The 19,170-nt window shown below is 42.2% G+C and carries 21 protein-coding genes; 10 read left to right on the top strand and 11 right to left on the bottom strand.

The annotated features are described in order from the left end of the window. Positions 1–49 precede the first annotated feature (49 nt). The 4 genes from LS71_RS03590 to LS71_RS03575 all read left to right on the top strand — a co-directional run bounded on the left by LS71_RS03590 (position 50) and on the right by LS71_RS03575 (position 3,661). Positions 50–718 carry a 3-methyladenine DNA glycosylase gene (locus LS71_RS03590; RefSeq protein WP_034354912.1) on the top strand — a complete coding sequence of 223 codons (669 nt, stop codon included), beginning with the start codon at positions 50–52 and terminating at the stop codon, positions 716–718. A 66-nt stretch (positions 719–784) separates the two neighbouring features. Then, on the top strand, positions 785–1,630 hold the full coding sequence (locus tag LS71_RS03585; protein WP_034354915.1) for a fumarate hydratase: 846 nt from the start codon (positions 785–787) through the stop codon (positions 1,628–1,630). A 10-nt stretch (positions 1,631–1,640) separates the two neighbouring features. Next, positions 1,641–2,198 (top strand): Fe-S-containing hydro-lyase, encoded by a 558-nt coding sequence (locus LS71_RS03580; protein WP_034354918.1) that lies wholly within the window; start codon positions 1,641–1,643, stop codon positions 2,196–2,198. Positions 2,199–2,293: 95 nt separating this feature from the next. After that, on the top strand, positions 2,294–3,661 hold the full coding sequence (locus tag LS71_RS03575) for a Na+/H+ antiporter NhaC family protein (protein WP_034354921.1): 1,368 nt from the start codon (positions 2,294–2,296) through the stop codon (positions 3,659–3,661). A 13-nt stretch (positions 3,662–3,674) separates the two neighbouring features. Here the strand turns inward: LS71_RS03575 and LS71_RS03570 are convergent, their stop codons facing one another. From LS71_RS03570 to glmM, 3 genes are all read right to left on the bottom strand, one after another. After that, positions 3,675–3,959, bottom strand: a complete 285-nt coding sequence (locus LS71_RS03570) for a restriction endonuclease subunit S (RefSeq protein WP_034354924.1) — start codon at positions 3,957–3,959, stop codon at positions 3,675–3,677. A 168-nt stretch (positions 3,960–4,127) separates the two neighbouring features. After that, on the bottom strand, positions 4,128–4,622 hold the full coding sequence (gene lspA, locus LS71_RS03565; protein ID WP_034354927.1) for a signal peptidase II: 495 nt from the start codon (positions 4,620–4,622) through the stop codon (positions 4,128–4,130). A 12-nt stretch (positions 4,623–4,634) separates the two neighbouring features. After that, a complete protein-coding gene (glmM, locus tag LS71_RS03560) occupies positions 4,635–5,993 on the bottom strand; it encodes a phosphoglucosamine mutase (protein ID WP_034354930.1) in 1,359 nt (452 codons plus the stop codon). An 87-nt stretch (positions 5,994–6,080) separates the two neighbouring features. Between glmM and rpsT the strand changes: the two genes are divergently transcribed. From rpsT to LS71_RS09650, 4 genes are read left to right on the top strand one after another with little or no spacing between them, the layout of a single operon-like run. Continuing rightward, positions 6,081–6,353, top strand: coding sequence for a 30S ribosomal protein S20 (rpsT, locus tag LS71_RS03555; RefSeq protein ID WP_034354933.1), 273 nt, complete (start codon positions 6,081–6,083; stop codon positions 6,351–6,353). Positions 6,354–6,402: 49 nt separating this feature from the next. Beyond that, complete coding sequence (gene prfA, locus LS71_RS03550; protein ID WP_034354936.1) at positions 6,403–7,467, top strand: peptide chain release factor 1; 1,065 nt, start codon at positions 6,403–6,405, stop codon at positions 7,465–7,467. Beyond that, the gene (locus tag LS71_RS03545; protein WP_238700303.1) at positions 7,464–8,201 is read left to right on the top strand and encodes a glycosyltransferase family 10 domain-containing protein; all 738 of its coding nucleotides are present in this window, start codon (positions 7,464–7,466) and stop codon (positions 8,199–8,201) included. The genes prfA and LS71_RS03545 overlap by 4 nt, the downstream gene beginning before the upstream one ends. 1 nt (position 8,202) lies before the next feature. After that, entirely contained in the window at positions 8,203–8,523 is a 321-nt protein-coding gene (locus LS71_RS09650) for a hypothetical protein (protein WP_238700302.1), read from the top strand. Between the two features lie 4 nt (positions 8,524–8,527). Here LS71_RS09650 and LS71_RS03540 read toward each other — a convergent pair whose 3' ends face one another. From LS71_RS03540 to xseA, 6 genes are all read right to left on the bottom strand, one after another. Continuing rightward, a complete protein-coding gene (locus LS71_RS03540; protein WP_238700300.1) occupies positions 8,528–9,097 on the bottom strand; it encodes a methyltransferase family protein in 570 nt (189 codons plus the stop codon). Beyond that, positions 9,094–9,294: a hypothetical protein gene (locus LS71_RS09645; protein ID WP_238700299.1), complete on the bottom strand. Its 201-nt coding sequence runs from the start codon at positions 9,292–9,294 to the stop codon at positions 9,094–9,096. Before LS71_RS09645 ends, LS71_RS03540 begins: the two co-directional genes overlap by 4 nt. 36 nt (positions 9,295–9,330) lie before the next feature. Then, a complete protein-coding gene (locus tag LS71_RS03535; RefSeq protein ID WP_034354940.1) occupies positions 9,331–11,706 on the bottom strand; it encodes a ribonucleoside-diphosphate reductase subunit alpha in 2,376 nt (791 codons plus the stop codon). A gap of 9 nt (positions 11,707–11,715) precedes the next feature. Next, complete coding sequence (locus tag LS71_RS03530) at positions 11,716–12,339, bottom strand: NAD(P)H-dependent oxidoreductase (RefSeq protein WP_034354942.1); 624 nt, start codon at positions 12,337–12,339, stop codon at positions 11,716–11,718. Between the two features lie 142 nt (positions 12,340–12,481). Next, positions 12,482–14,284, bottom strand: coding sequence for a translational GTPase TypA (gene typA / locus LS71_RS03525; RefSeq protein WP_034354945.1), 1,803 nt, complete (start codon positions 14,282–14,284; stop codon positions 12,482–12,484). Positions 14,285–14,408: 124 nt separating this feature from the next. Further along, positions 14,409–15,662: an exodeoxyribonuclease VII large subunit gene (xseA, locus tag LS71_RS03520; protein WP_034354948.1), complete on the bottom strand. Its 1,254-nt coding sequence runs from the start codon at positions 15,660–15,662 to the stop codon at positions 14,409–14,411. Between the two features lie 162 nt (positions 15,663–15,824). Between xseA and LS71_RS03515 the strand changes: the two genes are divergently transcribed. Further along, on the top strand, positions 15,825–16,670 hold the full coding sequence (locus LS71_RS03515; RefSeq protein WP_034354951.1) for a biotin synthase: 846 nt from the start codon (positions 15,825–15,827) through the stop codon (positions 16,668–16,670). 3 nt (positions 16,671–16,673) lie between these two features. Further along, the gene (locus LS71_RS03510) at positions 16,674–17,561 is read left to right on the top strand and encodes a YihY family inner membrane protein (protein ID WP_034354953.1); all 888 of its coding nucleotides are present in this window, start codon (positions 16,674–16,676) and stop codon (positions 17,559–17,561) included. A gap of 40 nt (positions 17,562–17,601) precedes the next feature. On the opposite strand, the gene LS71_RS03505 is transcribed toward LS71_RS03510, so the two are convergent. Together LS71_RS03505 and LS71_RS03500 are read right to left on the bottom strand one after the other, a co-directional pair. Continuing rightward, positions 17,602–18,390, bottom strand: coding sequence for a histidinol-phosphatase (locus LS71_RS03505; protein WP_034354956.1), 789 nt, complete (start codon positions 18,388–18,390; stop codon positions 17,602–17,604). A gap of 178 nt (positions 18,391–18,568) precedes the next feature. Continuing rightward, positions 18,569–19,141, bottom strand: a complete 573-nt coding sequence (locus LS71_RS03500) for an adenylate kinase (RefSeq protein WP_034355047.1) — start codon at positions 19,139–19,141, stop codon at positions 18,569–18,571. Positions 19,142–19,170: the final 29 nt, after the last annotated feature.

Raw genomic sequence — 19,170 nt, 5'->3', positions numbered from 1 at the left:
CACGCTACACAAAGCACAAATATAAAGGGTAAAATAAAAGGGGTGTAAAATGATAGAATCTAGCTTTACTTTGCTTAAGGCACTTAAAAATATGGATTTAATGCAGCATAAACCGGGCTGGTGGTGGGAAAATAGCGGAAGCTTTGAGGTGATATTAGGCAGTATTCTTACCCAAAATACGCAATGGAGCAATGTAGAAAAAATGCTAGATTCTATGCGTAAGGCTCATATTTTAAGCGGAGATTGCGAGCGGGATTTGCACACTTTTGCCCATATAGATTCTATAATTTTGCAATCGCACATTAATGGCTTACAAAGGCAAAAATCAAGCTATATCATAGGCATTTCAAAGGCGATTTTAGGGGATTTTGACACTTTTAGTAATTTCAAACAAAATGTAGATTTTGAATGGCTTTTTGCACAAAAGGGCATAGGACGAGAAAGCGCGTATAGTATCCTAAACTATGCGTGCGGGCGTGAAGTTATGGTAGTAGATAAATACACTTATAAGCTTTTGTGTATGCTAGGCAGGGAGATTGAGGACTATGAGGAGTTGCGCGGCTTTTGCGAGCAGGGCATATATGATAATCTTAAAGCTGTGTATGAGCTTTACCCCAAAGATATGAGCGTAGCGCAGATTTTTGCGCGCTTTCATGGCAAAATTGTGGAATTTGGCAAACGCAAAAGTGATGTGAAAAGTTTAATTTCTCATTTTTAAGTGTATTTATAGACAAAAAGGATAGAATCTTAAGCGTTTTTCAACAACATTGTAAGGAGGATTGTGATGAAAGAAGTGCGATGCGAAGATATAAAATCTGCAGTTGCTAAGCTTGCTATACAGGCGTGCTGTATTCAAACACCCGACATTAAGCGCGCTTTTAGTGCGGCAAAAATTACGGAGAAATCTCCGCTAGGGCAAAATATCCTTGATACACTTATTGAAAATGGTAAGATTGCGCAAAGTAATATGATGCCTATCTGCCAAGATACGGGTATGACGGTGGTTTTTGTCGAAATTGGGCAAGATGTGCATATTACAGGCGGCTACCTTGAAGATGCCATTAATGAGGGAATTAAAGAGGGTTATACAACAGGCTATTTGCGTAAATCTGTCGTGGCTGAACCACTCTATGAGCGCAAAAATACCACAAATAATTCTCCAGCTGTAATTCATACGCGCATTGTGCCCGGCGATAAACTTCACCTTAAAGTTTGCCCAAAAGGCTTTGGGAGCGAGAATAAAAGTATATTAAAAATGCTTGTGCCAGCCGATGGCATTGATGGCGTAAAAAAGGTCTTTACTGAGGCTGTAAAACTTGCTGGTCCTAATGCTTGCCCGCCTATGGTTATAGGTGTAGGCATTGGTGGCACTATGGAAAAAGCAGCCCTACTTGCCAAAAAAGCTGCTGTAAGGGAGATAGATTCTAAAAATCCTGATGAGCGTTACGCAAAGCTTGAGGACGAATTGCTAGAAATTGCTAATAAAACAGGCGTGGGACCGCAAGGCTTAGGCGGCACGACTACGGCGTTTGCAGTTAATGTGGAGTGGTATCCTACGCATATTGCAGGGCTTCCAGTGGCGGTAAATATTAACTGCCACGCGGCTAGACACGCGGATATTGAACTTTAAGGAGGGAAGTATGAGTGAGGCAAAAAAAATTACCGCGCCCATTAGCGCGGAAGTGGCAAAAAGTCTTAAAGCGGGGGAGAGCGTGCTTATTAGCGGGACTATTTTAGCCGCGCGCGATGCGGCGCATAAGGCATTGACAGAGGCTCTTGCACGAGGTGAAAAGCTGCCTGTAAATTTAGAGGGGGAGACAATTTACTATCTAGGACCAACCCCAGCAAAGCCCGGACACGCCATTGGTTCAGCGGGTCCAACAACCAGCGGCAGAATGGACAAATACACGCCCACTATCATTGAGCAGGGCATTCATGGTATGATTGGCAAGGGCTATCGCAGCAAAGAGGTGATAGATTCTATGGTAGCTCATGGCGTGGTGTATATGGTGGCTGTGGGGGGAGCGGCGGCTTTGATTTCAGAATGTATCACAAAATACGAAGTGCTAGCCTATCCAGAGCTAGGACCTGAAGCAGTAGCGCGCCTAACGATTGAAAATTTCCCCGCCATTGTGGCAATTGACGCGCAAGGCAATAATTACTACGAAGTAGGGCAAGCTCCCTATAGGCAAATCTAACTGCATGACTTCTCTATGGCGATATTGTAAAATATAGCCATAGAAATTTTAAACTTCTGGTAAAATACCCCAATCAATGCTTTTTAAGGATTAGAATGTCAATATTAACTAATGGCGTGGTTGTCTCTGTGCTTGTGATGTGTCTCTTGTGCTTGTTGCGACTAAATGTGCTATTATCAATTATCATTGCAGCCCTGCTTGCTGGGCTACTCTCGCCACTATCGCCACAAATTATAGAATCTAGCATTATAGAATCTACTTTGCAAAAGCTAACTCTAAGTGCCCAAATGCTAATCAAAGGCATGGCTGGAAACCTTGATATTGCCCTTAGCTACATACTTTTAGGAGCGATTGCCGCGGCGATTTCACGCACGCATTTAATGACTTTTTTGCTTTCATTTCTTGCAAAAAGTATTAGCAATAAAAAGTTTATTTTTATCCTTAGCATTGCGTTAATCTCGTGCTTTTCACAGAATCTAATTCCTATTCACATCGCATTTATTCCTATTCTCATTCCGCCGCTTTTAAGCCTTATGAATCGCCTAAAAATTGATAGACGCGCTGTGGCGTGTGCGCTAACCTTTGGACTGCAAGCACCTTATGTGACCTTTGGCATAGGCTTTGGGCTAATCTTTCATAGCACGATACGCAATCAAATGGAGGCAAATGGAGTGCCTGTAACCTTAAGCCAAATCGCCTCTGTGATGTGGATAGGCGGTGCGGCTATGCTTTTTGGGCTGCTATTTGCGGTATTTGTGCTGTATCGCGCCCCGCGTGAGTATCGCCAAAGCAAAACAAGTGAGATTGAAAACGCAAAAATGGGGCATAGGGAATACGCCTCACTTTTTGGCATTATAATGCTTTTTGTCGCACAGATTGCTACTGGCTCTCTAGTGCTTGGGGCGTTTATAGGGCTTATGTGTATGATTATTTTTGGCGGCATTAAGTGGAGGCAAATAGATTCTATAATGGAGGGCGGGCTTAAAATGATGGCGTTTATTGCCTTTGTGATGCTTGTGGCGGCAGGATTTGGCGAGATTTTGCGGCAAAGTGGCGAGGTAAATGCGCTCATTAATAGTGTGGCAGGGATTTTTAGCGATATAGATTCTATTGAATCTAGCTTTTATCATCGCTTGATAGGTGCGATACTAATGCTTGTGATAGGGCTACTTATCACTATGGGCATAGGCACTAGCTTTGGCACTATTCCTATTATTGCCTCAATTTATGTGCCTTTTGGCGTGACACTTGGCTTTAGCATAGAGGCAATTATTTTGCTAATAGGCATTGCTGGCGCGCTAGGTGATGCTGGAAGCCCTGCAAGTGATAGCACACTAGGACCGACCTCAGGGCTAAACGCAGACTTACAGCACAATCACATCTATGACACCTGTATCCCCACCTTTATCGCTTACAATATCCCGCTACTAATCGCTGGCACAATCGGCGCCATGCTGCTTTGAAGCGTGTGGTAGTTTAGATTCTAAGCAAGTGAGTAGCAATGATTTGGGCGCTTTTAGATTCTAAAGATTTGTTTATAGAATCTAGTTTTGTGATTTTAGATTCTATAAAGTCGATTATGGAGATGATTTTATTTTGCTTTTCTAGTGGTGGTAGGGGAATTTTTACATTTTTTAAATCTTGCGTTGAAATAGATTCAAAAGCCATTCCTTGCCGTCCTATAAATAAATCTTTATTATTATGAATGCAAATAAATAGAAATTTATAGGATTGATTGTCTTTAGGTCTAATAGCCGCCAATCCACGCCCTATACAAATTTTTCATAAGGGTTTAAATTTATATCACCCACAGGTGCGCGAACACTCATTAAAATATCATTTTTTACGCTTTCTTTTATGATTTGAGAATCTCATAAATACCTTGATAAAACAATAAGCCCTCTTTTCTATCGTTATAGAATCTAGATTCTATAAACGCTCGTGGGGTTGCCATTTCTCCCGCAGCATTTGCCAAATAATAAGCACCACGCTTACATCAATGAGCACATCGGCAAGATTAAAAATAGCAAAGTCAAACCAATAGTGCCAATACACATAATCAACCACGCCGCCGTGGATAAAGCGGTCAAAAATATTTGATGACCCAGCCCCCATTAAAATCCCAAACGCTACATAGTGCTTAGTAAATAAATCACTCATTAACAGCCCAACGAGCAAGCAGAGCAAAAATACTATTTGAATATATTTTAAATACTCCTCCAAAAAGCTAAACATCGAAAACGCCACGCCTGTATTATACACAAGCGCCCTCCCACCTATGCTTAGCGCCTCACTATCCCACGCAAAACCCTTTAGCATAAGGATTTTTACTAATTGGTCAAGCACAAAGCTTAACAAAAAAAATATAAGAAATAAGCGGATTTGCCTTGCACTAATCTTGCGTATGTGGCCTAAGAAATGCATTTGTATAGAATCTCACAGGCTTAATTGCTTTTGAAAAAAATCAACAAGTGTTTTCATTTGCTCATCTACGAGCTTTTTATCCCTGCCCTCTATGAGGATTCTTAATTTGTTTTCCGTGCCTGAATAGCGCACAAGGTGGCGATTATTTGATGATGTAATAGAATCTAGCTGCTCTTGCAAGCCGCCAATCTTATCAAGGGGCTTTTTGTGCGTTACTTTAAGATTAACAAGCTCGCTAGGGTAAAGCTCAAAGGGGTTAAGCGTATCTTTGGAGCTTTTATCACTTTGCAGCAATAATGCCAAAACTTGCAGCGCACTCACCAAGCCATCGCCTGTTTTGGCATAATCGCTAAAAATAATGTGCCCACTGCTCTCTCCACCAAAGTTTAAGCCATGCTCTTGCATTTTATCCCATACATATTTATCACCTACATTGCAGCGATACAAGCCCATTTTATGAGATTTTAAAAACTCTTCTAAAGCAAGATTGCTCATTAAAGTCGCCACAATGGCATCTTTTTTAAGCGCACCAATCTTTTTTTGATACAAAGCAAGCGCGCCAATGAGTTTATCGCCATTGATGATATTCCCCTCATTATCCACCACAACGAGCCTATCAGCATCGCCATCAAGGGCAAACCCCACATCAGCGCGATATGTGCGCACCTGCTGCATTAAGCCTTCTGGGTGCATAGCGCCGCATTGCTTATTGATGTTAAAACCATTTGGCTCATCATTAATAGCAATCACATCTGCACCAAGTTCCCTAAGCACGATAGGAGCGACACGATATGCCGCTCCATTTGCGCAATCGCACACAATTCTTAATCCATGCAGAGTAAGATGTTTGGGGAAAGAATTTTTAATATGCACAATGTAGCGCCCCACGACATCATCTATGCGCTTTGAGCTACCTATTTCCTTGCCACTCTTAAGCGCACCTTGAATAGCGCTTGCATTGTGATAATAAGATTCTATACTCTCCTCCTCCTCTGGTGCGAGTTTGAAGCCGGAGTGATTAAAAAATTTTATACCATTATCGTCGTAAGGATTGTGGCTTGCACTTATCATAACACCCGCATCGCAGCGCATATCCTCTGTCAAAAACGCCACTGCAGGCGTGGGCATAGGACCAATTTGTATCACATCATAGCCCACTGAAGTGAGGCTTGAAACAAGGGCATTTTCTATCATGTAGCCGCTGCGGCGAGTGTCTTTGCCGACTAAGATTTTATTTGTCAAAGAATGCTGACGAAAATGTATCCCCGCACTCGCTCCCAAAGTAATCACACTAAGAGGCGTAATCACCTCCCCTGCACGCCCCCTCACACCATCTGTGCCAAAAATCTTCGCGCGCGCTTTTGCTTTCATTTATACTCCTTATGGCTTTTAAACTGCATTTAATTAAACTTTTGGCAGAATTTTGCCTTAATTTTTTTTAAAAAGGACTGATGAACAATGGCAAATCACAAATCCGCAGAAAAACGCATACGCCAAACCAAAGTAAAAACCGAGCGAAATCGCTATTACAAAACGCGTATTAAAAATATTGTGCGCGATATTCGTGAGGCTGTGGCAAATAAAGATGTGGCAAAGGCTCAAGAGGCACTAAAAATTGCCAACAAAGAGCTACACAAATATGTAAGCAAAGGGATTTTGAAAAAAAATACTGCCGCACGCAAGGTGTCGCGCCTCAATGCAAGCGTGAAAAAAATCGCCCAATCCGCTTAAAATTCCCAAATTAATTTATTTTCTCCAAGATTTTGTAAGAGGATTTTGAATGCTTATTGATAAACTTAAGCCTATCGTGGCGCGTTATGATGAGATTTCAAACCTCCTTACTTCAGAATCTGTCCTCGCAGATATTAAGCAGCTCACCCAACTTAGCAAAGAACAAAGCGATATAGAATCTATCGTGCAAAGCGCGAAGGCTTATTTTTCTGTGCTTGAGCATATTGCGCAAAATAAGGCTTTACTAGAGGATAAAGAATTAGGCGAGCTTGCCAAAGAGGAGCTAAAAGAGCTAGATTCTAAAAAAGCCGCGCTTGAAGAGGAGATTAAACTCCTCCTAGTGCCAAAAGACCCCAATGATAGCAAGAATATTTATCTTGAAATCCGCGCAGGCACGGGCGGAGATGAAGCGGGGATTTTCGTGGGGGATTTGTTTAAGGCGTATTGTCGCTATGCGGATTTGCAAAAGTGGAAAGTTGAGATTATGAGCTCAAGTGAAAATAGCGTGGGCGGCTATAAAGAGATTATCGCGCTTATTAAAGGGCATGGCGCATATTCTAAGCTTAAATATGAGGGTGGCACACATCGCGTGCAGCGCGTGCCAGAGACAGAATCTCAAGGGCGCATTCACACTTCTGCTATCACAGTGGCTATAATGCCTGAAGTTGATGATGTGCAGATAGATATTAATCCTAATGATTTAAAAGTAGATGTGTTTCGCAGTGGTGGTCATGGCGGGCAGAGCGTGAATACTACAGATTCTGCGGTGCGTATAACGCACATTCCCACGGGCATTAGCGTATCTATGCAAGATGAAAAATCACAGCATAAAAATAAAGATAAGGCGCTAAAAATTCTTAAAGCCAGGCTTTATGAAGCCGAGCTTGAAGCGCAAAATGCCCAGAATAAGCAAGCCCGCAAAACGCAAGTGGGGAGCGGCGATAGGAGCGAGCGAATCCGCACTTATAATTATCCGCAAAATCGCCTCACAGACCATCGCATAGGCTTAACGCTTTATAGCCTTGAAGAGATAATGCTAGGTGGGTTGCTTGATGAGTTTATAAATCCACTCATCGCAAGCGCGCAAAGTCAAGCCATAGGCGGCATAGAATGAATGCAGATTCTATAAATACAGAATCTACAAACTCTCCAAATGTATCGCCCATTCAAGCAGATTCTATAAAACCTGCTAAGAGAGTGTATTTTTGCGATGGTGCTGTGGAGGGGAATATTATTAAAATCCTGCAAAAGCACTATGAGCTTGTTTTTACAAAGCACAATCCTGATTATATTTTTTATTCTGTTATGGGCAGCGAGCATATCAATTATGATGGGATTAGAATCTTTGCCACAGGCGAGAATGTGCGTGCAGATTTTAATTATTGCGATTATGCAATTGGTTTTGATTATATGGAGTTTGAGGATAGATATCTGCGCTACCCGCTATATTTGCACGAAGCGTGTATGCAGGAAGTTTCAACCAAACATAAGTGCATTAATATAGAATCTGTAAAAGACAAAACGCGCTTTTGCACTTTTGTGGTGAGTAATGGCAAAGCAGATGAGTGGCGCGCGCAATTTTTTGAATTTTTAAATCAATATAAACGCGTGGATAGCGGTGGTGGATATAAAAACAATATGGGCAAGCGCGTGAAAGATAAACTTGCCTTTCTTAAAGAGGGCAAATTTAATATTGCTTTTGAAAATTCAAGCACGCATGGCTATGTTACGGAAAAACTTATGCACGCTTTTGCAGCGCAAAGTATTCCTATTTATTGGGGTGATGAAACAATTAGCAAGCCTTTAAATTCTAACGGGGGGGGGGGTGAACACAAACGCGTTTATTAATATGCATCTCTATGGAAGTTTTGAGGAGGTGCTAGAGCGAATTATGTATCTTGATAATAATGATGAGGCGTATTTGGCAATGCTAGAGCAGAAAGTATTTCTTAATGATAATCATCTAGAGATTTATAATAAAAGACTTGAAGATTTTTTGCTTCATATTTTTAACCAGCCACTTGAAAAGGCTTATCGCAGAGGGTTTGGGCAATGGCGCTGCAATCTTGAAAAACGCTATAAAAAACTTCAAAAATTGCGCAGATTTGGCAATAACATCGCAGATATTATCCAAAAGCCTTTACGATTTTTGAAAAAGAGGCTCAAGTAATAACCTACCGGCCATCGACTACAAAGATTTTTGTAGTTTTTACCAAAATGCGCACAAGTATATAAAATATCGCCGAAATACCAAAAAGCCAAGTGAGTATATCATCAGGTTTTGGGAACTTCCAGCCATGAAGCCAGCATACAAGAGCCACCGCCACATAATGAAACACAAACAGCGAGGCAGCAAGCCCAAAAAATGAATGATACTCGCGCTTAATCATAGAGCGCAAAGAAAAAGGTATATTGTTTGGCACATAGCCTTTGAGTTTAGGAAAAAATGGCGGCGTATGCATCGTCCAATCAATATATGCTTGCCCAAATTTTGCTCGCAAGAAACTCTCTTCAGCAAAAATAATTCGCTCATAATAAAGCCAAAAACTCAAAGCAAAAATCACTATAAAAAGCCAGTTTCCAAGCAAAATAATAGGAGAGAGCATCATCAAGAAATTGCCCAAATATAAAGGATTGCGGCATAGTGAATATAATCCTGTGTGATTAAGCACGCTTGCCTTTTGCTCCTTTGTATTACGCCCAGAAGTATCGCGCGGTGCAAAGCCTGCTACACAGATTCTCACCCCCCCCCCCCCCCCATTAGCCCTACAATGATAGCTGCGATGATTAAAGGAGTATTGTAGCCTGTTTTATCATCATAAAGAAAAGTCTGCGATGTGAGGACAACTAGCACAAAAACAGGCACCATGCACAAAGGCAAATAACTACGATAGCGAAATAAAAAATCACCCTGCTTTTTAAATTCTTCTTGAAGTGCCATATATCTCCCTCACTATGCTTAAATTTATAGAATCTGCTATTGACAATTGATGCATTCAGCACTTCTATCCATGATTTGCTCCTCTACCTCTGGGCTTTGAGAGCGCAAATAATAAGTGCTTTTTAGCCCTAATTTCCATGCGAGCGTGTAGATTTCATGCAGCATTTTACCGCTTGCTTTATCGATGCGCACAAAAATATTTGTGCTTTGCCCCTGGTCTATCCACTTTTGCCGAACGGCTGCTGCTTTAATAATAAGCGTCTGGTCAATATCATATGCTGATACATAGTAATTCCAAGTATCTAGGCTCAAATGCGGCACAACTACCGGAATAAGCCCGCTTAGATTCTCTTCATACCACTTTTTGCGATATATAGGCTCAATAGTTTGTGTCGTGCCAACCAAAATGCTGATAGAGCTTGTAGGAGCAATTGCCATAAGGTAGCCATTACGCATACCATGTGTTTTAACCCTTGCCCGTAAAGACTCCCAATCGCACTGCTGCGAGAATAATCCTCCCCTATCGACAAGCTTAAGCGCCTCTTTATTCGCCACATCAATGGGAAAAATGCCTTTGCTCCAGCTGCTTCCTTCAAATTGAGGATATTTACCCTTCTCCTCCGCAAGATGTGAGCTTGAGGAAATGGCATGAAAGCTAATAAGTTCTAACACTTCATCGATTTTTGCCAAATGTGCTTCACTCCCCCACTCTATGCCCGCACGCGCAAGCATCTCCGCTTCACCCATGACACCAAGCCCGATAGCACGATTTTGCGCATTTGTAACCTTTACCTTACGATTAGGATAGAAATTTAAATCAATCACATTGTCAAGCATTCTAATAGCAATAGGTAGCACGCGCTCGATATCCTCTTTAGTGTGGATTTTGCTCAAATTCACACTTGCAAGATTGCACACCGCAGTATCGCCGCCTTGAGCCACGCGCGTTGTGATAAAGACCTTTTTGCCATTTATAGAATCTATGCTTGTAATTTTATTTGCTTTTTTAGTAACGCCACTATCAAGCTTCACTAGCTCTTTTTCCTCATAAATAGTCTTTGAGCCATCGACAAACTCCACTTCCACCACATAGTGATTTGGGTTTGTATTTTGAAAAATCTCTGTGCAGAGGTTAGAGCTTCTAATAATGCCTGCATGCTTGTTTGGGTTTGCCCTATTGGCACTATCCTTAAAGCATAAAAAAGGCAAGCCAGATTCAAAGTAATTAGTCAAAATCTTTTTCCACAAATCTTTTGCCAAAACGCGCGATTTTAATACAGAATCTGAACGCTCATACTCGATGTATTTTGCCTCAAAAGCCTCTCCGTAAAGTTCAGTCAATTCAGGGCATTGATAGGGGTCAAAAAGCGTCCAAAACTCATTTGCCTCCACACGCTTCATAAACAAATCACAAATCCACACCGCTGGAAATAAATCATGCGCGCGCCTGCGCTCCTCGCCACTATTTTTACGCAAGTCAATAAAATCTTGGATATCATTATGCCATATCTCCAAATAAGTAGCAATCGCCCCTTTACGCGTGCCTAGCTGGTCTACTGCAATAGCCACATCATTAGCAATTTTTAAAAATGGCACAACGCCGCCCGCAGCATTTTTATGCCCATCAATGTAGCTTCCAAGCCCTCGAACACGGCTAAAATCCCAGCCTATACCGCCTCCATACTTGCTAAGTAGCGCCATTTCCTTATACGCATCAAAAATACCCTCTATATTATCAGGCGTGCTGCCCACAAAGCAAGAACTTAGTTGATGTCGCGTAGTGCGTGCATTTGCAAGCGTAGGCGTAGCGCAAATCACCTCAAATAAAGAAATCATATTATAAAATTTAATCGCCCAAGCATTGCAATCGCTTTCATTCTGCGCTAAAAACATCGCAATAGCCATAAACATATGCTGCGGTAGCTCTATAGGACGATTATCAGAATCTTTAAGCAAATAGCGGTCATAGAGCGTTTTAATCCCCAAATAATTAAACTGCAAATCGCGTTCAGGCTTGATGTGAGAATCTAAAAGAGCTAAATCATACTTTTCTTTAACACCACAAACTAGCTTACCCTCTTTCTCGCCGCGCACAAAGTATTCTTCAAGACTCTTATATCCCGTCCAACCTGTCACTTTATGATATAAATCATATAAAAACAAACGCGCTGCCACAAAGCTCCAATTAGGCGTATTTACATCAATCTTATTTGCGGCAGTTTTAATGAGGGTTTGCTGGATTTCCTCTGTGGTAATCCTATCCTTAAATAAAATCTTTGCATCTACTTCTAATTCACTTTGACTTACACCATCTAAGCCCTCTACCGCAGCAGATGTGTGCTTTTGTATCTTTGAAATATCAAGGGGCTCAAGGCGTCCATCTCTTTTGGTAACTGTGATAACATCTAACATAGCGCCCCCTTATTTGTATTCCACTAATTCATCAATACCTATCCTAAAACGTGGCTGCTGCGCTTTTGCACGATAGCCAAAGCACACAATAAGGCTCACTTGCTCTTTAAAAGTATCAAGCCCATAGAGTTGCTCTACCTTTCTTTTATCAAAGCCCTCAATAAAGCAAGTATCAATCTTAAGATAACTCGCATAGCCCACCATATATGTCGCCATAATATAAGCCTGCAGTGCGCTCCAATAAGCAATCTTATCATCTACAAACCCACGCGCCTTAAGATATCCACCATAGCGATTACAAAATACCTCATAAGTTGCCAAATCCATTTTTCGCCTGCGCGTGTTGTTTTTCACATATTCACTTGGAGGTATCAAATCACTTTGCAAACTCTTAAACACTACCACTTCGCTCGCAGTTGTGATTTGTGGCTGCTCCCAACACAAAGGATATAGCTCCTGCTTTGCCTTATCGCTGCGCACGACTATAAGCCTTGTAGGCTCCATTCCAAAAGAACTAGGGGCAAGCCTCCCTACTTCCAGTATTTCATCAAAAATCTCTCGCGGGATTTTCTTGCTTTTATCAAAAAGTTTGCAAGCGTGCCGAAAATAAATTGATTCTAGGAATGGATTCATATATTCTCCTTAAATTAATCTTAAGCCATTAGCTTAATAAAAAGGTGCGCCCACCCCTTTATAAACCAACCTAGATTCTATAAAATCTCACTCTCCTTAAACTCCTCAAATTTGCTATTTATCAATGACAACGAGTTAAATCCTACTTCCCCTTCGCCCTTTTCCTCATATTTGGCTCTAGAATCTTTTTGCGGATTCTAATGTTTAGTGGCGTGATTTCAAGGATTTCATCATCTTCTATCCACTCTAACGCGCGCTCTAGCGTCATCTCACGCGGCGGCACAAGCTTTATGGCATCATCACTGCCGCTTGCTCGCATATTCGTTAAATGCTTTGACTTAATAGGATTGACATCAAGGTCATTATCGCGGCTATGCTCGCCGATTATCATTCCCACATACACTTTAGTTTGCGGCGCGATAAATAGCACGCCTCTCTCTTGAATATTAAACAGCGAAAACCCAGTCGCCTCGCCACTCTCCATACTCACAAGCGCGCCATTTTTACGCGTCTCCACACTCCCGCTATATGCCCTAAACTCCAAAAAGCTATGATTCATCACGCCTTCGCCCTTCGTATCGGTCAAAAACTCGCTACGATAGCCAATTAGCCCCCTTGCAGGGATTTCAAACTCAAGTCGCGTATAGCCATCGCCCATAGGATTCATCGCTTTCATCTCAGCCTTTTTGCGTCCTAGCTTTTCGATTATCGTGCCACTAAAATCTTGCGGCGTATCAATCACTAAATGTTCAAACGGCTCGCATTTCACGCCATCTATCTCTTTTATTATCACTTCCGGACGCGAAATGCTAAACTCATACCCCTCACGTCGCAGATTCTCCGCTAAAATCGTAATCTGCAGCTCGCCGCGCCCACTTACCTTAAACTTGCCCTCGCCTAGCTCCTCGCACTTCATAGCGATATTTGTTTGCATTTCCTTTAATAGCCTATCTTTTAGCTTATTTGCCGTGACATGCTTGCCCTCTAGCCCAGCTAATGGGCTATCATTCACGGCGAAATTCACACTCATCGTTGGCTCCTCTAAGTGCATTGGGTCAAGCGGCATAGGATTATTAATATCCACGATAGAATCTCCCACATCAACGGCATTAAACCCCGCTATCGCCACGATGTCGCCAGCCTGTGCAGATTCTATCTCAGTGCGCGCAAGTCCCAAAAAGCCAATAAGCTTAGTGATTTTCCCGCTCTCTTTCTCGCCGTCACTCTTAGCCAAAAGCACATTCTCGCCCTTTTTCACGCGCCCATTAAACACACGCGCAATGCCGATTTTCCCCACATAGTTGTCATAATCAAGCGTGAAAACCTGCATTTGCAAGGGCTTATCACTACTGCCGCTAGGCTCTGGCACATGCGTAATTATGGCTTGAAAAAGTGGCTCTAAATTCTTTCGCTCATCTTCTAGCTCAGCAATAGCGTAGCCATCGCGCGCTGCGGCATATATCACAGGGAAGTCAAGCTGTGCGTCACTTGCCCCCATCGCTACGAATAAATCAAATACTTCATCGACCACTTTATCAGGCGTGGCAGCGGGTTTATCGATTTTATTTACCACTACAATTGGCTTTAGCCCTAGATTTAACGCCTTTTTTACGACAAATTTAGTTTGAGGCATCACGCCCTCTTGCGCATCGACTAGCAGCAGCACGCCATCTACCATTTTTAGCACGCGCTCGACCTCACCGCCAAAGTCAGCGTGCCCGGGCGTATCGATGATGTTGATTTTCGTGCCTTTGTAGTTTATGGCGGTATTTTTGCTTAAAATCGTGATGCCGCGCTCACGCTCTAGGTCGTTGCTATCCATTACGCGCTCACTTACCTGCTCTCGCTCGCTAAATGTGCCAGACTGCGTTAGCAGCCCATCTACAAGCGTAGTCTTACCATGGTCGACATGCGCAATCACTGCGATATTTCGTATGCTTTGCATTTGTGGATTCTCTGCTTTCGTTTTAGAAGTTTAAAACTTGGCATTGTAGTTAAAAAAAGTGAATTCTGCCTTAATTAAAAGCTAGCTAGATTCTATAAAAACTACAGAATCTAGCCCATATACGCTACTTCACCCTTTTGGCATAAATTGAATGCGCTAAGTTGCTTAGCATAAATTCCTCATTAAGCTCGATTTGCTCTAGCTTTAAGGGCTTATTATCTCTGCTTACCTGCACAAAGCCGCGATATGAAAGCAAAGCAGGATTAAGCGCGCCTAGATTCTCAACTAAATGCGCACAAAGCGCCTCATACTGCTTAAGCTTATACCCATAAAGCTGCACAAGCGATGTTTTTGCATAATCACACTGCGTATCCCTCTCTTGCAAAATACTGCCAAACGCGCTACGCATAAGCTGCCCTAAAGCCTCAATCTGCTCCTTTTTGCCCATATACTGCCGCTCAAAATTATATAAATTAAAATACTCTTTTACCTGTGCTAAAGCCTCGACTTTACGCACTATATGCTGCTGTAGCGTTTCATTAAAGCTATTTATCATCTCATCAATAACGCGCAGCCACTCAAATTTATCCGGCAGCAGTAATTCCATTGCCGCAGATGGCGTGGGAGCGCGCTTATCGGCTACAAAATCGCTAATAAATGTATCCACCTCATGCCCAACAGCCGAAATAATAGGCGTGCGCGCATGATAGATAGCATCTGCTACGCACTCTTCATTAAACGCCCACATATCCTCTATGCTGCCACCACCGCGCCCTAAAATAATCACATCAAAACCCTCTGGCGAGCCAAAAAAGCTATCTGCCAAAGCCACATTTTTTGTAATAGAATCCTTTGCATACTCGCCCTGCACGATAGTATTAAAAAGCGTGATATGCACTAGCTCCCAACGCTTTTTAGCAATTTTTAGCATATCCTCTTTTGCCGCGCCTGTGGCAGAAGTGATGAGCGCTATACGCTTAGGAAAGCGTGGCAATGGCTTTTTAGCACTAGATTCAAAATATCCTTTAGCCTGCAGCTTATTTTTTAGCGCCTCATAGGCTTGAGCTAGCTCGCCAATACCCGCTAGCGTAATGCTTTTGCACAAAATTTGATATTCTCCCTTAGGCGCATACACGCTTATTGAGCCAATGACCACCACACTTTGCCCAACCTCCAATTGCATTTTTAAAGCGCGCGCATTTCCTTTAAACATCACCGCACGCACGCTTGATTGCTCATCTTTAAGGCTAAGATAAACATGCCCACTAGTATGCACTTTAAGGCTGCTAATCTCGCCCTGCACGCATAAATCAATAAAAGTCTGCTCCATAATGCCCTTAATCTGTGCATTTAGCTCACTTACACTTATTGCTTTCATACTCACTCCATAGAATCTGCTAATTTTATAGAATCTGCTGCTATATTTGGGCTAGATTCTATCACACATATTTTAAAAACTTTTTTGCTACATTTTTGCTACAATGGCGCGCTTAAAAATAAATAAACTTTTTTAAACTCACCAAAAATATAAAGGCAAAATATGATTAATCGTGAAATTTTCCTCTGCTCTATTTGCAATGTAAGCTCTGGCGATTGCCCTGAAGACTGCAAATACTGCACGCAGAGTGCGCATTATGGCGCCCAAATTCAAAGATATAAATTTAAAAGTATTGATAAAATTCTAAAAGAAGCTAGGACTTTACGCGAATATGGCGCGCTGGGCTTTTGCTTAGTCACTGCTGGGCGAAGTTTAGAATCTGATAAGTGCGAATACATCGCCAAAGCCGCGCAGGCAATTAAAGAGGCGAATTTAAATTTACATATTATCGCGTGTTGCGGGAGTGCGGATTTAGATTCTCTAAAATATCTTAAAAAAAATGGCGTAGATAGCTACAATCATAATTTAGAGACATCAAAAGCATTTTTTTCACACATTTGCACGACACACACTTGGATAGAGCGATTTGAAACTTGTGAAAATACGCTAAAAGCAGAGCTTGGGCTATGCTCTGGAGGGATTTTTGGCTTAGGAGAGAGCTGGGGAGATAGGATTGAGCTTTTAAAACATTTGCAGATTCTATCCCCACATAGCTCGCCTATAAATTTCTACATCGCTAATGAAGCCCTCCCCCTGCCTATGCAAACGCTCTCACAAGAAGAAGCCTTAGAATGCGTGCAGCTGGCTAGAGAGTTTCTCCCAAACACGCGGCTAATGATTGCAGGCGGGCGCGAAGCAGTCTTTGGCAATTATCAAAAGCCGCTTTTTGAAGCGGGCATTAATGCTGTGGTGCTAGGCGATTATCTAACAACTGATGGCAAAGCGCCCAAAGATGATGTAGCCATGATAGAATCTTATGGCTACATCGCTGCTACAAATTGCCATTAAAGGATTAATATGCAAGAACAAGAGAGATTTATCCGCACAGCTTGGCTCAAAGGGCGCGAGGTGTGCCTCCTCATATCAGGGAAGCTTAAAAGCGTGTGGGACTTTGTAGCCGATAGAGAGCTAAGCTTTTATGCTGCGTCTTTAAGCTTTTATACGATTTTTGCTATCGTGCCACTTTTGCTCATTATTTTTTCTATTTTTGTTAATCTCCCCACTTTTCAATCACAAATTGAGCAATTCCGCGATTTAATCCTTACAAATATCATGCCCACGCACACAGATGTGATTTCTCAATACCTTGACACTTTTATGAAAAATAGCTCTTCACTAGGAATGATGGGGCTAGGATACACGCTTGTAGCCTCTATTTTATTCTTTCGTAACTACGAATACATCGCGGCTAAAATGTTTAACTCTACACCGCGCAAGTTTTTTGACTCGCTTGTGATGTATTGGACGATGATTACGCTTTTCCCTGTGGCGCTGGCATTTTCTATCTATTTTAGCGGCGAAGTGCAAAAAACGCTCAAAGGCACAGCAGATTTAAGCATCTTATTTGATTTATTGCCTTATTTGCTCACTTGGGCGATGTTTTTCTTACTTTTTAAGCTTTCAGCCAACAAACCCCTAAAGCTCCTCTCTCTTGTCGTTGCAAGCCTGCTCACCGCTGGCGTGTGGCTGCTCACAAAATGGGGTTTTGTGTATTATGTGTTTTACAACCAAACTTATAAGAGCGTCTATGGACCTATCTCTATTTTTTTATTTATGATGCTATGGATTTATGTATCGTGGTTTGTGCTGCTGTATGGAATGCGCTTTTGCGAGGGCTTTGCTACGAATTTTGGCAAAACGCTAGAAGAAAAATATGGCATTAGCACCACAGAAGTATAAAGCCTTTGTAATAGCGTGCAGCGCGTAGATTCTCATCTTACTAAAACGCCACCTCAATGCTCTGCTTTTGGCGAAAATAGCGCGCGCGCGTATAGCCCACACTTCTAGCCAACTCACACAACTCTTTATATTTAAAGCCAATATGCGCCACATCATGCGCGTCTGAACCAAAAGTGATAGGAATGCCCAACTCATAAGCCTTGCGTAAAATATCTATACTTGGATATGCCTCATTTACAGGCTTGCGCCACCCAGCGGGATTAAGCTCGATAGCCAAGTGATTATCAGCAATAGATTCTAAAGCGCGCTTTAAATGCGTTGATTGCATATCCATAAGCTTTGCGCCAAAAATTTTTAATAAATCCAAATGCCCTACAATTTGAAAATGCCCACTTTGAGCCATTTGCGCAATGGCGTGCAGATATTCACTCCAACACTGCTCCATATCGCGCGCCTTGTATTCGCCGATAAACGCAGGATTATCAAACCCCCAATTATCCAAAAAATGCACCGAGCCGATAAGATAATCAAAAGGATAATTAAGCACTGCAGATTCTATAAGATATGTTTTATCAAGGATATAATCCACCTCCAGCGCGCACAAAATCTCTATTTGCCCGCTAAATTGCGCCTGTAAATCCTGCACATCTTGGCAATACATAGGCATTTGCGCCAAACTCATACGATATTGCTCATCAAATGCCATAGGCGCATGGCAGGAAAACCCAAATACATCAATGCCACAGCACAACGCCTGCTCAATGTAGGCGCGCATAGTGCCTGTGGCGTGGTTACAGAGCGTGGTGTGATTATGTAGGTCAATATGCATATGCACCCCTTTGCTCGATTTTATAGAATCTAACCTTTAAAAACTAAGTTGATAGATGCTTAAAGCAGCTATAACTTTATACTTTAGGCGTTTGAGGGCAATTTACTTGCCAGCAAACAAGACCGCGCGGCTTTTGTGCTAGCAAAAGCAACAGCGCGGAATTTATAGAATCTAACCTTTAAATCTTACTTTTAATAAACTGCTCCATTTCGCTCACAATAGCTTCAATGCTGCGCTCGCCATTAATTTTATGCAAGACATTAAGCGAAGTATAAAAAGATTCTATCTCTTTTAGCGGCGTAAGATACACGCTCATACGATTATTAAACACCTCGACATTATCATCAGCCCCCCTTGCGCGCCCTAGCACACGCTCTCGCGCCACTGCCTCGCTCACCTCCACTTCTATTACGCTCACTAAGCGCACTTGAGTTTGGCTCTTTAGCTTTTCATCTAAAGCCTGCATTTGCTCCACACTGCGCGGATAGCCATCGATTATAATAATATCTTTTGGCGCATTGGCAATGGCATTGACAATCGTGCCAACCACAATATCAAGCGGCACGAGGTTGCCTTTACTAATAAAGCCATTAATGATTTTCCCCTGCTCGCTCCCGCTTGCCACCTCTGCGCGCAGTAAATCGCCTGTAGAGTAATGCACGATAGAATCTGCATTTGCCTTTGCAATAAGCTGCGCATCTGTAGTCTTACCAGAGCCGGGCGCACCGATAATAAGAAATAGTTTTTTCATCTTTGCCTCCTTGTGAAAATGGGTTTTTA

It is taken from the genome of Helicobacter jaachi (assembly GCF_000763135.2).
Lineage (GTDB): Bacteria > Campylobacterota > Campylobacteria > Campylobacterales > Helicobacteraceae > Helicobacter_C > Helicobacter_C jaachi.
The sequence above is the reverse complement of the archived record's forward strand: the minus strand, read 5'-3'. Positions and strand labels throughout refer to the sequence as shown.

Bases quoted from the DNA above. Each gene is read 5' to 3' on its own strand.
- LS71_RS03505 (WP_034354956.1), bottom strand. From the start codon at position 18,390: ATGCATATTGACCTACATAATCACACCACGCTCTGTAACCACGCCACA.
- LS71_RS03585 (WP_034354915.1), top strand. From the start codon at position 785: ATGAAAGAAGTGCGATGCGAAGATATAAAATCTGCAGTTGCTAAGCTT.
- LS71_RS09645 (WP_238700299.1), bottom strand. From the start codon at position 9,294: ATGGCACTTCAAGAAGAATTTAAAAAGCAGGGTGATTTTTTATTTCGC.
- LS71_RS03575 (WP_034354921.1), top strand. From the start codon at position 2,294: ATGTCAATATTAACTAATGGCGTGGTTGTCTCTGTGCTTGTGATGTGT.
- LS71_RS03515 (WP_034354951.1), top strand. From the start codon at position 15,825: ATGATTAATCGTGAAATTTTCCTCTGCTCTATTTGCAATGTAAGCTCT.
- LS71_RS03545 (WP_238700303.1), top strand. From the start codon at position 7,464: ATGAATGCAGATTCTATAAATACAGAATCTACAAACTCTCCAAATGTA.
- typA (WP_034354945.1), bottom strand. From the start codon at position 14,284: ATGCAAAGCATACGAAATATCGCAGTGATTGCGCATGTCGACCATGGT.
- glmM (WP_034354930.1), bottom strand. From the start codon at position 5,993: ATGAAAGCAAAAGCGCGCGCGAAGATTTTTGGCACAGATGGTGTGAGG.
- xseA (WP_034354948.1), bottom strand. From the start codon at position 15,662: ATGAAAGCAATAAGTGTAAGTGAGCTAAATGCACAGATTAAGGGCATT.
- LS71_RS03500 (WP_034355047.1), bottom strand. From the start codon at position 19,141: ATGAAAAAACTATTTCTTATTATCGGTGCGCCCGGCTCTGGTAAGACT.
- prfA (WP_034354936.1), top strand. From the start codon at position 6,403: ATGCTTATTGATAAACTTAAGCCTATCGTGGCGCGTTATGATGAGATT.
- LS71_RS03590 (WP_034354912.1), top strand. From the start codon at position 50: ATGATAGAATCTAGCTTTACTTTGCTTAAGGCACTTAAAAATATGGAT.
- rpsT (WP_034354933.1), top strand. From the start codon at position 6,081: ATGGCAAATCACAAATCCGCAGAAAAACGCATACGCCAAACCAAAGTA.
- LS71_RS03535 (WP_034354940.1), bottom strand. From the start codon at position 11,706: ATGTTAGATGTTATCACAGTTACCAAAAGAGATGGACGCCTTGAGCCC.
- LS71_RS09650 (WP_238700302.1), top strand. From the start codon at position 8,203: ATGCATCTCTATGGAAGTTTTGAGGAGGTGCTAGAGCGAATTATGTAT.
- LS71_RS03530 (WP_034354942.1), bottom strand. From the start codon at position 12,339: ATGAATCCATTCCTAGAATCAATTTATTTTCGGCACGCTTGCAAACTT.
- lspA (WP_034354927.1), bottom strand. From the start codon at position 4,622: ATGCATTTCTTAGGCCACATACGCAAGATTAGTGCAAGGCAAATCCGC.
- LS71_RS03580 (WP_034354918.1), top strand. From the start codon at position 1,641: ATGAGTGAGGCAAAAAAAATTACCGCGCCCATTAGCGCGGAAGTGGCA.